Origin of the sequence: Paenarthrobacter sp. NPDC091669, from assembly GCF_044756725.1 — a bacterium.
Lineage (GTDB): Bacteria > Actinomycetota > Actinomycetes > Actinomycetales > Micrococcaceae > Arthrobacter > Arthrobacter bambusae_C.
In genome coordinates, this window is the sequence record NZ_JBIVTK010000015.1 from 47919 (window position 1) to 60287 (window position 12369).

12 protein-coding genes are annotated in these 12369 nt (G+C 62.6%); 3 read left to right on the plus strand and 9 right to left on the minus strand.

All coding sequences use genetic code 11. The features are described 5' to 3' along the window. The first annotated feature begins 164 nt into the window (after positions 1 to 164). Positions 165 to 908 (plus strand): transcriptional repressor LexA, encoded by a 744-nt coding sequence (gene lexA, locus ACIQLI_RS20500; protein WP_089594409.1) that lies wholly within the window; start codon positions 165 to 167, stop codon positions 906 to 908. Here lexA and ACIQLI_RS20505 read toward each other — a convergent pair. Next, the gene (locus ACIQLI_RS20505) at positions 905 to 2965 is read right to left on the minus strand and encodes an ATP-dependent DNA helicase (RefSeq protein WP_400391837.1); all 2061 of its coding nucleotides are present in this window, start codon (positions 2963 to 2965) and stop codon (positions 905 to 907) included. The genes lexA and ACIQLI_RS20505 overlap by 4 nt on opposite strands. Further along, on the minus strand, positions 2958 to 4520 hold the full coding sequence (hflX, locus tag ACIQLI_RS20510; protein WP_400391840.1) for a GTPase HflX: 1563 nt from the start codon (positions 4518 to 4520) through the stop codon (positions 2958 to 2960). Before hflX ends, ACIQLI_RS20505 begins: the two co-directional genes overlap by 8 nt. Before the next feature lie 520 nt (positions 4521 to 5040). On the opposite strand from hflX, the gene ACIQLI_RS20515 reads away from it, so the two are divergent. Further along, the gene (locus ACIQLI_RS20515; RefSeq protein WP_400391843.1) at positions 5041 to 5655 is read left to right on the plus strand and encodes a class I SAM-dependent methyltransferase; all 615 of its coding nucleotides are present in this window, start codon (positions 5041 to 5043) and stop codon (positions 5653 to 5655) included. Here the strand turns inward: ACIQLI_RS20515 and dapF are convergent. The 6 genes from dapF to ACIQLI_RS20545 all read right to left on the minus strand — a co-directional run bounded on the left by dapF (position 5636) and on the right by ACIQLI_RS20545 (position 11133). Next, positions 5636 to 6604: a diaminopimelate epimerase gene (dapF, locus tag ACIQLI_RS20520; protein WP_400391846.1), complete on the minus strand. Its 969-nt coding sequence runs from the start codon at positions 6602 to 6604 to the stop codon at positions 5636 to 5638. The genes ACIQLI_RS20515 and dapF overlap by 20 nt on opposite strands. Before the next feature lie 37 nt (positions 6605 to 6641). After that, positions 6642 to 7568: a tRNA (adenosine(37)-N6)-dimethylallyltransferase MiaA gene (gene miaA, locus ACIQLI_RS20525; protein WP_400391849.1), complete on the minus strand. Its 927-nt coding sequence runs from the start codon at positions 7566 to 7568 to the stop codon at positions 6642 to 6644. A 17-nt stretch (positions 7569 to 7585) separates the two neighbouring features. Further along, positions 7586 to 9115, minus strand: coding sequence for a tRNA (N6-isopentenyl adenosine(37)-C2)-methylthiotransferase MiaB (miaB, locus tag ACIQLI_RS20530; RefSeq protein ID WP_400391852.1), 1530 nt, complete (start codon positions 9113 to 9115; stop codon positions 7586 to 7588). Continuing rightward, a complete protein-coding gene (locus tag ACIQLI_RS20535; protein WP_354232418.1) occupies positions 9115 to 9657 on the minus strand; it encodes a regulatory protein RecX in 543 nt (180 codons plus the stop codon). Before ACIQLI_RS20535 ends, miaB begins: the two co-directional genes overlap by 1 nt. Beyond that, positions 9647 to 10687 (minus strand): recombinase RecA, encoded by a 1041-nt coding sequence (gene recA, locus ACIQLI_RS20540; protein WP_089594401.1) that lies wholly within the window; start codon positions 10685 to 10687, stop codon positions 9647 to 9649. Before recA ends, ACIQLI_RS20535 begins: the two co-directional genes overlap by 11 nt. A gap of 248 nt (positions 10688 to 10935) precedes the next feature. Continuing rightward, positions 10936 to 11133 carry a DUF3046 domain-containing protein gene (locus tag ACIQLI_RS20545; protein WP_354232486.1) on the minus strand — a complete coding sequence of 66 codons (198 nt, stop codon included), beginning with the start codon at positions 11131 to 11133 and terminating at the stop codon, positions 10936 to 10938. Positions 11134 to 11201: 68 nt separating this feature from the next. Between ACIQLI_RS20545 and ACIQLI_RS20550 the strand changes: the two genes are divergently transcribed. Continuing rightward, positions 11202 to 11753, plus strand: coding sequence for a MarR family winged helix-turn-helix transcriptional regulator (locus ACIQLI_RS20550; RefSeq protein ID WP_400391856.1), 552 nt, complete (start codon positions 11202 to 11204; stop codon positions 11751 to 11753). A 97-nt stretch (positions 11754 to 11850) separates the two neighbouring features. Here ACIQLI_RS20550 and ACIQLI_RS20555 read toward each other — a convergent pair whose 3' ends face one another. After that, positions 11851 to 12285 carry a helix-turn-helix domain-containing protein gene (locus tag ACIQLI_RS20555; RefSeq protein ID WP_014921288.1) on the minus strand — a complete coding sequence of 145 codons (435 nt, stop codon included), beginning with the start codon at positions 12283 to 12285 and terminating at the stop codon, positions 11851 to 11853. Positions 12286 to 12369 lie beyond the last annotated feature (84 nt).

The window sequence follows — 12369 nt, forward strand, 5'->3', positions numbered from 1 at the left end:
CGGTGTCGAGACTCGCTAGAACAAATGTTTGATAAACGCTTGTGGCTGCCCTACGTTTGAGTGAAGAAACAGCACTGTTTCAGTGGAACAGGAGGGTCTGACATTTTTTGCAGACCCGACGACCCCGGGCACACTCCGGGCGGAATGGAAAGGCATTGGCGAACATGGCAGCGAAAGCCACCGGCGGCGGGGCACCCCTGCGGAGCCAGCAGCCTCAAAAGAGTCCCAAAAGCCTGACTGTCCGTCAGAAGAAGATCCTGGAAACCATCCAGCGGTCAGTTAATGACAACGGGTATCCGCCCAGCATGCGTGAAATTGGTGACACCGTGGGCCTGGCAAGCCTGTCGAGCGTCACGCACCAGCTCTCCCAGCTGGAAAAGCTTGGATATCTCCGCCGCGATCCCAAACGACCCCGGGCCATGGAAGTCCTCATGCCTTTGACCCTCGATGGCGGCCCCATTCCGGGAGTGGAAGCACCCACCACGCTCCGCAGCACGGGCGGCTTTGCCGTGACCGAGCTTGCCAGCGCCAGCGATACTGCCATGGTCCCGCTGGTTGGTCGGATCGCTGCCGGCGGCCCCATCCTTGCTGACCAGACAGTGGAGGACGTGCTTGCCCTTCCCCGGCAACTTGTAGGGCACGGCGAGCTTTTCATGCTGAAGGTGGCCGGCGACTCGATGATCGATGCCGCGATCTGCGACGGCGACTGGGTAGTTGTCCGCAGGCAGAACGACGCCATTAACGGAGACATCGTTGCCGCCCTGCTGGACGACGAGGCAACCGTCAAGACCTTCCGCCAGCGCGACGGGCACACCTGGCTTCTTCCGCAGAACACCCAGTACGAACCCATCCTCGGCGACCAAGCCACCATCATGGGCAAGGTCGTGTCGGTCCTGCGTTCCCTCTAGGAGGCTTTGGACGGCCCCAGGCGCTCCAGCACGCCCCGCACCACGGTTCTGTCCGTCGTCGCCCAGAACGGCGGCAGGGCTGCCCTGAGGAAGCCCCCGTAGCGCTCTGTTGAGAGCCTGGAGTCAAGGACCGCCACAACACCTTTGTCTCCTGTGGAACGGATGAGCCGGCCTGCCCCCTGGGCCAGGCGAATGGCAGCGTGCGTTGCCGACACTGCCATGAATCCGTTCCCACCCGACTGTGCCACAGCACGCGAGCGGGCGGTCATCAACGGGTCATCCGGACGTGGGAACGGGATCCGGTCTATGACCACCAGGCGGCACGAACCCCCGGGAACATCCACACCCTGCCACAGCGACATCGTGCCGAAGAGGCAGGTATCGGGCTCATCAGCGAATTGCTTCACCAGTGCTGCCATGGTGGATTCACCTTGACAGAGAATACTGACGTCGAGCCGGAGCCTCATGGCATCCGCGGCTTCCTCTGCCGCCCGCCGCGACGAGAAGAGACACAGCGCTCCCCCACCGGAAGCGCGGATGAGGTCTTCCAACTCATCCAGTGCTTCGGGCGAGGTTCCACGGCCAGGCTTGGGCAAGTGCTTGGCCACGTAGAGCACGCCCTGTTTGGGGTAATCGAAGGGCGAGCCGACATCGATCCCGGTCCAGCTTGGTGCTCCATCGCCCATCAGCCCAAGTCCACCTGCGGCCGGTTCAAAAGCCGAGCCAATGGCCAGCGTGGCGGAAGTCAGCACCACTGTATGACCGGCAAAGAGGCCTTCACGAAGGCGTCCCGCTACGCTCAGGGGTGCAATGTTGATCAGGGCCGGAGCGGTCTCGTCGGGTTGCGAGTATCCCTGCTGGGGATCGAACGTGCTGTTGCGGGAAAACCACACCACTTCACGGTTCTCCTTGGCCGCGAGCATCCGTTCGCACAGCTCCAGAATGAGCATGAGCCGTGAGCGCGCCAGTTGCCTGCCGCCGTCGACCGCGTTTGAAGAGTCCGTCTTCGAATCCGAGAGTGCTGCGCGTGTGGCTTCCCGCAGTTGGTCCAGGCAATCGAGCTGTTCGTCATTGAGCCCGCTGGGCAGCAGACCGTTGGGCACGCCCGCTAGGGCCATATCCAAGCGATCGGCCGCAGCATTGAGGGCATCCACCGTAATGGCGGTGTGCTTGCGGGCGCTCGACGCGGCCGCGTGGACCATGGCCACGGACAACTGGCCTGACACAGCGCCCGTCACTCGGTCCTGCAACTCGTGGGCCTCATCGACTACCACGACGTCGTATTCGGGCAGCACAGCCAGCCCTTCGAAGGCGCTGACGGCCAGCATGGCGTGGTTGGTCACCACGACGTCGGCCTCGCCTGCGCGGGACCGCGCCAACTCGCTGAAGCACTCCTCGGCGAGGGGGCACTTCTGCGCGCCGAGGCACTCCATGGACGTCACGGAGACTTGCCGCCAAGCGCGGTCGGTGACGCCGGGCATAAGTTCGTCGCGGTCGCCGGTAGTGGTCTTTTCGGCCCATTCGCGAAGCCGGACCACTTCCTTCCCCAGCTGTGATTGCGGTCCCCCCATGGACGCCGCAAAGTGCGGGACACTGGTGTCCTCGCCCAGGGAAAACAGCTGACCCTCGGATGGTTCCTCACTGGGGAACCCGCCTTCGAGTTTTTGCCGGCAGACATAGTTGGCCCTGCCCTTGACGAGCGCCACGTTCACGGGGCGTTCAAGGGCCGGGTTGATGGTCTCCAACAGCCGGGGAAGGTCCCGGCCAACAATCTGTGTTTGGAGTGCCAAGGTGGCGGTGGACACCAAAGTCGGTTTGTCGCTGTCCATCGAATGCGCGATCAACGGAATCAGGTACGCCAAGGACTTACCTGTTCCCGTTCCCGCCTGGACCAGCAAGTGCTCCCCGGTTTCGATGGCCCTGGTGACATGCTTGGCCATCTCATGCTGGCCGGCACGGCTTTGACCGCCCATGCCGGCAACAGCCCGGTCCAACAACTCGAGGGTGGTCTTCTCCCCCAACGACTCGACGGCGTCCACCGCCACCTTCTCAACCATTGGTGACGAACGGCTCCAGTTCGGCTGCCAGTCCTTCGCGGACCATAACAACAACGCGGGTTCCGTTTTCCTCGTGCTCAAGGGTGAGGATTTCCGAGTCGGAGCTGTGCAGCTTGCTGATCATTTCGCCACGGTCGTAAGGAATGAGCAGCTCCAGGCGTACGCCTGGCCGGGGAATGGACTGGCTGATGTCTTCCAACAGCTCAGCAATGCCCTGGCCCGTACGCGTCGAGACCACCGCGTGGCGGGGTTCCTTCTGCTTGAGGCGTTCCACCACGAAGGGGTCCGCGACATCAACCTTGTTCAGGACGATGATCTCGGGCACCTTGCGGGCATCCACCTCGGTGAAGACAGCCCGGACAGCAGCGATCTGGCCTTCAGGATCAGGATGCGAGGCGTCCACCACGTGCAGGATCAGGTCTGCATCCGCCACCTCCTCCAACGTGGAGCGGAATGCCTCGATCAACTGGGTCGGCAAAGAACGGACAAACCCCACAGTGTCCGCCAACGTGTAGCCGATGCCATCCGGCGTCTGGGCTTTACGAACGGTGGGATCCAAGGTGGCGAACAGGGCGTTCTCCACCAGGACACCGGCGTCAGTGAGGCGGTTCAGGAGCGAGGACTTGCCGGCGTTCGTGTATCCGGCGATCGCGACGGAAGGAACGGCATTACGACGGCGGTTGGCGCGTTTGGTCTCGCGGGCCGGCTTCATCGCGGCGATTTCCCGACGAAGCTTGGCCATCCGTGTGCGGATGCGACGGCGATCCAGTTCGATCTTGGTTTCACCAGGACCACGCGAGCCCATGCCTGCACCTGCTCCACCCACCTGGCCACCGGCCTGGCGTGACATGGAGTCACCCCAACCACGAAGGCGCGGAAGCAGATACTCGAGCTGGGCAAGCTCAACCTGGGCTTTGCCTTCCCGGCTCTTGGCATGCTGGGCGAAGATGTCCAGGATCAGGGTGGTGCGGTCCACTACCTTGACCTTGACGATGTCCTCAAGGCCACGGCGTTGGGAAGGAGCCAGCTCGGTGTCCACCACTACGGTGTCCGCACCGGTGGCGGCAACGATGTCCTTGAGCTCCTGGGCCTTGCCCGACCCCAGGAAGGTCCCCGGGTCCGGTTTCGTTCGCCGCTGCACCAGACCGTCAAGGACTTCCGAACCGGCAGTCTCTGCCAGGGCAGCGAGCTCGCGGAGCGAATTTTCGGCGTCGGCCAGTGTTCCTTCGGTCCAGAGGCCGGCCAGGACAACGCGCTCAAGGCGCAGCTGCCGGTATTCGACCTCGGTGACGTCTTCGAGTTCCGTGGACAAGCCGGCTGTGCGGCGCAGTGCACGGCGTTCGGCCAGATCTTCCTGGTCGCCGTCGTAGATGCTGTGTTCCTGGTCAAGCGTTGAAATGGCCTGCGCCTTGCCGAACACACCACCGGCATCGTCGTCATCGGATGCCTGCGCAGGTACATCCTTGGAAAGAATCCGGTCGATGACGGCCTGGATTTGTTCAGGACTCATGTCCTGGGCGTCGGAATCGGATCCGGAGTGCTTCTGGGTGGTCATGGTCTCCTTAGACTGTTCGGCTATTCCAGAATAGTGCTGTTTGCTGTTCGATGGGGCGCTATTCGCGCTGGGCTGACGGGCATGGGCCAAAGAGGGCCTCCTGTGCTGAACGGCCGCCCGTGGAATGGACGGCGGTTGCTGTGATCTGGCGTGGTGGGATCCGCGCGGAGGTTCCTGGCCATCTGGAGATTGCACTGCCGGCTCAGCTGGACCCGCACAGGATGCTGGCGGTTCAGTGGGCCGGTCTGGTTGGTGTGATCTTCAAAACATCCGTGACGGGAGCGCTGGTCGACGGATGTGCCGGTGGAACCTGCCTGGCGGAAAGACCGGGGCCTGGCAGAACTGCCAAGGACCGGGCTGCATCGCGGGCGGTGCCGTGTGACGCCTGAGTACTCAGGTTGGTCGCGGCGTGATTACTCGAAGATCAAGAACATGCGTTTCACATTATCATCCGCTGTCAAGCCGCCTCTTGGGGCAGGCAGTTTCCCATGGCGCCGATAGCCAACTAATCTGGCAAATTATGGAGTCTGCACACTATTTCACCGCCCAGCCGGCCGGACCGTTCACCCGAAAGCCACTCACGGTGGAACTCGCTGGAGCCACACGCCACTTGCAGACCTCCTCCGGCATCTTCAGCCCCGACGGAGTGGACAAGGGCACTGCCATACTCTTCTCCGAAGTTCCGCCGCCTTCACCCCAGGGCAACTTGTTGGACATCGGCTGCGGATGGGGTCCCATCGCCTTGACACTGGGTTTGATGGCGCCCCACGCCAAGGTGCACGCTGTAGATGTCAACGAGCGGTGTGTCACGCTGACCAACGAGAACGCGGCCGCCCTGGGCCTCGACAACGTCGCGGCCAGCCTTCCACACGAGGTAGACCCCGCCGTCGAGTTCGACACCATCTGGTCCAACCCGCCCATCCGGATCGGCAAGGACGAGCTTCACACCCTGCTGCTGACGTGGCTGCCGCGCCTGGCCCCGGGAGGAAACGCCTGGCTGGTGGTCCAAAAGAACCTTGGCTCGGACTCCCTCCAGCGGTGGCTCGCCGGCGAGCTGGACAACACCTACTCGGTGGGCCGTGAGAGCACGTCCAAGTCCTTCAGGATCATCCGGGTCAGGAAAGCGTCCCAGTAGCCACGATCACGGCAGGGCCGCTGAGTTCCACATGTTCGCGGCCGCCCGCACCGGGGAAGAATTTAACATCCACGACGCCGCCCGGTACGTTGACGTGCCAGTCGTTCGGCGCTGTGTTGCCTGCCCAATGACGAATGGCGACGGCGGCGGCGCAAGCTCCCGTGCCGCATGATTGGGTCTCCCCCACGCCGCGCTCATGAACGCGCATGGTGATGGTGCCGACGCCGTCTTCAACCAACGGTTCGGCCGGAACAACGAATTCAACGTTGGTTCCGTTGGCAGGTTTGGGATCGACCACCGGCGCCTTGAACAATTGCGTTGCCGCCAGCTCCTTGAGTTCGGCCAAAGCAACCACCGTGTGGGGGTTGCCCATGCTGACGGAGAGGCCGGGGCGGGCTACCTCCAGGCCGTCCGCACTGACCAGCGCGTCCATGGCCTTGCTGGTTGCTTCCTTGGGGAAGATGAATTCCCACGGGCCCATGTCCACGGCATACCCGTTGGACGTACGGACCACTTTCTTGACCCCGCCACGGGTGCCGATGGTCAAGGTTTCGCCCGGGCCAAGATCCACCAATTGCTCGGCAATCAGGAAGTGGACGAAGACGCGGACGCCATTGCCGCACATCTCCGAGAGGGAACCATCACCGTTGCGGTAATCCATGAACCATTCGGCGTCCGGATCCTGCTCCAGGAGGTCCCGACCCTCCGGAAGGAACCGCGACGGAACAGCGCGGATGAGACCGTCTCCACCAATGCCTACATGGCGGTCGCACAACCGGGCAACCTGCTCCGGGGTGATCTCGTGGGCATCGCCGGGGTCGGCAATCAGGACGAAGTCATTGCCCGTTCCATGGCCCTTGGAAAACGTCAGCCCAGCAAGGCTGGAGGCGGCCACGGTAGCACCGGCAGCTGCGGACTGCCGGGCGGGAACTGCAGGGGTTTCATCCATGCCACTAGGCTACCTTCCACGCTGGTTCGGCCAGAAATCAGGCCTGCCGGCTCGTAGCGGTGGCGACGGCGTTGGCCACGAGGCGGGGATCCTGCCAGTCAAGCCAGGTGATCCGGGGGTCAGCCCTGAACCAGGTGAGCTGACGCCTGGCGAACTGCCTGGTGGCCACGATGGTTTCCTCTGATGCTGCAGCAACATCGGTCTGATGGTCCAGTACCCGCAGGAACTGCGCGTACCCCAAGGCGCGGGACGCGGTCTTGCCCTGCCGGAGCCCTGCAGCGTCAAGCCGTTCAACCTCGTCAAGCAGACCAGCCTCCACCATCCGGTGGACCCTCAGTGCCAACCGTTCCCTCAGCACCTCACGGTCCACTGACAGGCCAATCTGCACTGACGGCTGAAAGTACTCGCGCTGCGGCATGAACGAACTGAACGGGCGCCCGGTCAGCTGGTGCACTTCAAGAGCCCGGATCACGCGCCGCGCGTCACCTACACGGGCTGCCGACACGGGATCGACCTCCTCAAGACGGGTTCGCAGCGGCGCGAGGCCATGCGCGTCACATTCTTCTTCGAGGGTCTTACGGATCACAGGATCGGTGCCGGGGAACTCCAGGACGTCCAGTGCGGCGCGGACGTACAGACCGGATCCCCCCACCAGAATGGGCAGTTTTCCCCGTGAACGGATTTCCCCAATGGCGCTACGGCAGTCCGCCTGGAAGTCCGCAACACTTGCCTCCTGGGTGACATCCATGGTGTCCAGCAAGTGGTGGGGAACGCCCTTGCGCTCTTCCATGCTGATCTTGGCTGTTCCGATGTCCATCCCGCGATAAAACTGCAGGGCATCCGCGTTGATGACCTCACCGTTCAGGGCGAGGGCAAGGTTGACGCCCAGGTCCGACTTACCGGAACCAGTGGGTCCAACCACTGCAATGACGGGCAGGGAGGCGTCCTTGGTGGAGGTATACACGTGATCCTGGTCCGGCGTCAGGCGCGACGAGCCGGCAGCGACGGCATGCCCAGGGACACCCCGGCCTTGCTGGAAACCGAACCCGGTGAAGGAACACCGCAGGACTCAGCTTGGGAACGATCCCAGGCGTCGCCGGCACGGGAGCGGCGCAGCACATAGTCCCCGGCGGTGGCCGGATCCGCCACAAGGTGGAAAGCAGCAGCCTCCGTGATGGTGACGGTCACAAAGTCACCGGGACGGGGAGTTTCCGCGCCGGACGGCACGGAGAAGTGCACCAGGCGCTGATCCTTGGACCGACCGGACAAGCGGTGGGTTTCCTCGGCTTTACGCCCTGACTGGGCCGTCACCAGCACTTCAACTGTCCGGCCAAGCTGCCTGGCGTTCTCCTCAGCGGCAATGCGGTCCTGGAGGGCTGTCAGCCTTCCAAAACGCTCCTGCACCACGGCTTTCGGAAGCTGGTCAGGCAAGTCTGCGGCCGGCGTGCCCGGCCGTTTGGAGTACTGGAAGGTGAAAGCTGAAGCGAAACGGGACTTCTCCACGACATCGAGAGTCGCCTGGAAATCCTCTTCGGTTTCGCCTGGGAACCCGACAATGATGTCCGTGGTGATGGCCGCGTTGGGAATCCGATCACGGACCTTGTCCAGAATCCCGAGGAACCGGCTGGAGCGGTAGGAACGCCGCATGTCTTTGAGGACTTTGTCCGAGCCGGACTGCAAGGGCATGTGCAACTGCGGCATGATGTTGGGCGTCTCAGCCATTGCCTCGATGACGTCATCGGTAAAAGCTGCAGGGTGCGGGCTGGTGAAGCGGACCCGCTCCAAGCCCTCAATTTCACCGCAGGCGCGCAAGAGTTTGGAGAAAGCCTGCCGATCCCCGAACTCCACGCCGTAAGAGTTGACGTTCTGGCCGAGGAGAGTCACTTCAACAGCGCCGTCATCCACGAGCGCCTGGATCTCGGCGAGGATTTCTCCGGGGCGTCGGTCCTTTTCCTTCCCGCGGAGAGAAGGCACAATGCAGAACGTGCAGGTGTTGTTACAGCCCACGGAGATGGAAACCCACCCCGCATAAACAGAATCCCGCTTAGTGGGAAGAGTTGACGGGAACACATCCAGGGACTCGAGGATCTCAAGTTGTGCTTCATTGTTGTGCCTGGCACGGTCCAGCAGCGCGGGCAGGGCGCCAACGTTGTGGGTACCAAAGACGGCGTCAACCCACGGCGCCTTCTTGACGATGGTTTCGCGGTCCTTCTGGGCCAGGCAGCCACCTACAGCAATCTGCATGCCGGGGTTCGCCGCCTTGACCTGCCGGAGTTGGCCAAGATTGCCGTAGAGCTTGTTGTCGGCATTCTCCCGAACGGCGCAGGTATTGAAGACCACCACGTCAGCGATCTCGCCGTCCGCGGGCACGTACCCCGCGTCCTCCAGGAGTCCCGCCATGCGCTCTGAATCGTGGACGTTCATCTGGCAGCCGAACGTGCGGACCTGATAGGTCCGGGGCTCAGCCGAAGGAGTGGCGGAAACTGTTGGGGAAGGAATGGTCAAACTCACTACTCAAGGGTACCGGCTTCTGCCAGCACCTCACCGACGATCCTGAAGGCCATGGAAGGGGCGTAGCCCTTCCGTGCCAGCATCGACGCCAGACGACGGGTGTACTTGTCCCGTTCCGCGCGATCAGCCAGATCGACGCCGGGACGCAGCTTGCGTTGAACAAGCTCACGGGCCGCCAATTCTTCATCCTGATCGCTGAGCTGCGACAGTGCTTCTTCGGCCGCGTCCAGTTCGATTCCCTTGTCCGCCAGTTCGCGACGAAGTGCGCCTTTGGCAAGCTTCTTGCTCTGCGAACGGCTACGGACCCACATCCTCGCAAACTCAGCGTCATCAATCAGCTGAACCTCTTCGAATCGGTCCAGGACTGCCTCGGCGACGTCCTCGGGCACATTGCGTTCCGCAAGCTTGCGGGAAAGCTGGAGCCGGCTCCGCGGCGCCATCGTCAACTGCCTCAGGACGATGGCACGCGCCACGGACTCCGGATCAGGCTCGGGATCGGCGGATACGGACGACTCCGGATCCGGCCCTCTCCTAACCGTCAACGGCCTTCAGCTTTGGGGAGTCTTCCTCCGGCTTGACGCCAACGCCAAGCTTCTCCTTGATCAAGCGCTCCAGCTCCTGGGCGAGCTCAGGGTTATCCCGGAGGAACCGCCGCGAGTTCTCCATGCCCTGGCCCAGCTGATCGCCATCATAGGTGAACCAAGAGCCCGATTTCTTGATGATGCCGTGCTCGACGCCCATATCAATGATGCCGCCCTCACGGGAGATGCCCTGGCCGTAGATAATGTCGAATTCCGCAATCTTGAAGGGCGGCGCCATCTTGTTCTTGACGATCTTGGCCTTGGTGCGGTTACCTACGGAGTCCGCGCCTTCCTTCAAGGTCTGGATACGACGGACATCGATACGTACCGAAGCGTAGAACTTCAGGGCCTTACCACCGGTGGTGGTTTCCGGGGAGCCGAAGAAGACACCGATCTTCTCACGCAACTGGTTGATGAAGATCGCTGTGGTTTTGGTCTGGCTGAGCCGGCCGGTGATCTTACGCAGGGCCTGGCTCATCAGGCGGGCCTGCAGACCCACGTGGGAGTCACCCATTTCGCCTTCGATTTCAGCACGGGGTACCAGAGCGGCCACGGAGTCGATGACGACGATGTCCAGGGAGCCGGAACCCACCAACATGTCCATGATCTCCAAAGCCTGTTCGCCGGTATCCGGCTGCGAGACCAAGAGCGCATCCGTATCCACTCCGAGCTTGGCAGCGTAGTCCGGGTCCAGGGCGTGCTCAGCGTCGATGAAGGCCGCAATGCCGCCGGCGCGCTGGGCACTTGCAACGGCGTGCAGCGCAACGGTGGTCTTACCCGAGGATTCCGGTCCGTAGATTTCCACCACGCGACCACGGGGCAGGCCCCCAATACCAAGGGCGATGTCCAGGGCAATGGAGCCGGTAGGAATGACCTCGATGGGAGCCCGGGTGTCATCACCCAGGCGCATGATGGATCCTTTGCCGAACTGCTTGTCGATCTGGGCAAGCGCTGCTTCGAGCGCCTTTTCACGATCCGGGGTTGCCGCCATGGTTCACACCTCTGATGCTTTCTCGCTGTGGAGTGGCCCTAAGAGCCGCTTTCCTGTCATGTCAGACGCTATTACGACGTGCTGACATTTTTATGAGCCGAATCCGGCTATGTGGACAACCGGGCAATCCGGATGCTCGGGAATGCGGCCTTCGGGATCAATTTTCCTCTCAAAGGAGCATATCCCCATCCGAACAGATATTCGAACAATGGTCCGGCGTGTCCCCTGTCGAGGCAGCAGTGCAACCCTCAGTTGGAGGCCGGTTTGATGTCCCGCCCCAGCCTGCGTTCGGCCGGAACATCCTGGACTTCGCACACAGCCAGCCACACCTCGCGGGGGTGGTATCCGGAGGCCAGGGCCTCAACGGCAGTCCGCCCGCCCACGCCTGCGAGTACCAAGGAGCCGGCGAGGACCCGGGAATAGCCTGCCCCGAACTCATCGTCCATCAATCGCCAAAAGTCACTTGCCCTCACGGATAGAGTCTCTCACGGAGCCGGACTCTAGAATGGTTGCCATGAGCAATCCTCTCCAGAGCACGCCCGGTCAGGCCGTGCCAGGCGACGCCGTAGACGACGCCCTCCAGCAGGTGGAACACCAGCTGAGCCTGCTCTGGCGCCGGGCCCGGTCAATCTCCCATCAGTTGTCGCGCCAGGTGCATCCGGACATGGAACCGGCCGCCTACGGGCTGCTGACCGTCATCCGGAGGGAAGGACCCATCAGGCTGACCGACCTGGCTACGTGCATTGGCGTGGGCAAGCCGTCGGTGAGCCGGCAGATCGCTTTCCTGGAAAGCATTGGCCTGGTCTACAAGGAAGCGGACCCACAGGACGGACGGGCACAATCCATCCGCCTGACGGACAAGGGCGAGGACAAGATGCACCAGGTCCAGGATGCCCGGCGGCAGGTATTCCGCGAACGCCTGGGCGAATGGCCGCTTGAAGACGTCCAGATCCTGGCCGACTACATGGGCCGGCTCAATGCGATCTACGGCGACGGCGTCCTCAAGGACGTGACCCTGCGGGAACCGGACACTGCCGCCGACCCCGGCAAGCCTGACGACGCCTGATCCGCCAGGGCTCCCGTCCCTCCGTCCATTTCAACGAACACCAAAAGAAGGTCCCCAGCCGATGGCTGGGGACCTTCTTCCAATTCTGGTGGAACGGTTACCGGGCTCCGGAGAGCATTCCCTGCGGGAAGTCGTCCGTGAGGTCCAGATCGCGACCGTAACGCTGGGAGAATTCCTGCGGAACGGTGTCCGGCACGGCCACTCCCTCAGCAACGGCCACACGGTCGCTGACTTCGCGGAGCATGTGGGACAACGGAACATCCAGGGCTGTGCAGATAGAAGACAGGAGCTCGGAAGAAGCCTCCTTCTGGCCGCGTTCAACTTCACTCAAGTAACCAAGTGAGACGCGGGCGCTGTGCGAAACCTCGCGGAGGGTACGGCCCTGACGCTGGCGGACATCGCGCAGTACATCACCGATCTCGTGGCGTAGTACAACCATTTTGCGCTCCTTCTGTTCGCTCTGTGCCTGATCAGCCAAGCCCACATCCTTCCAGCGGACAACGCCGTTTACGGATACGGGCTGCTTTACCATCTGTATCGCCTTGCTCCCTCAGTCATCCGGTTCGCTGGTGGGCGGACCGGGTTGGTTTCTACATCCTAGGCGCCCCGGCTCTTC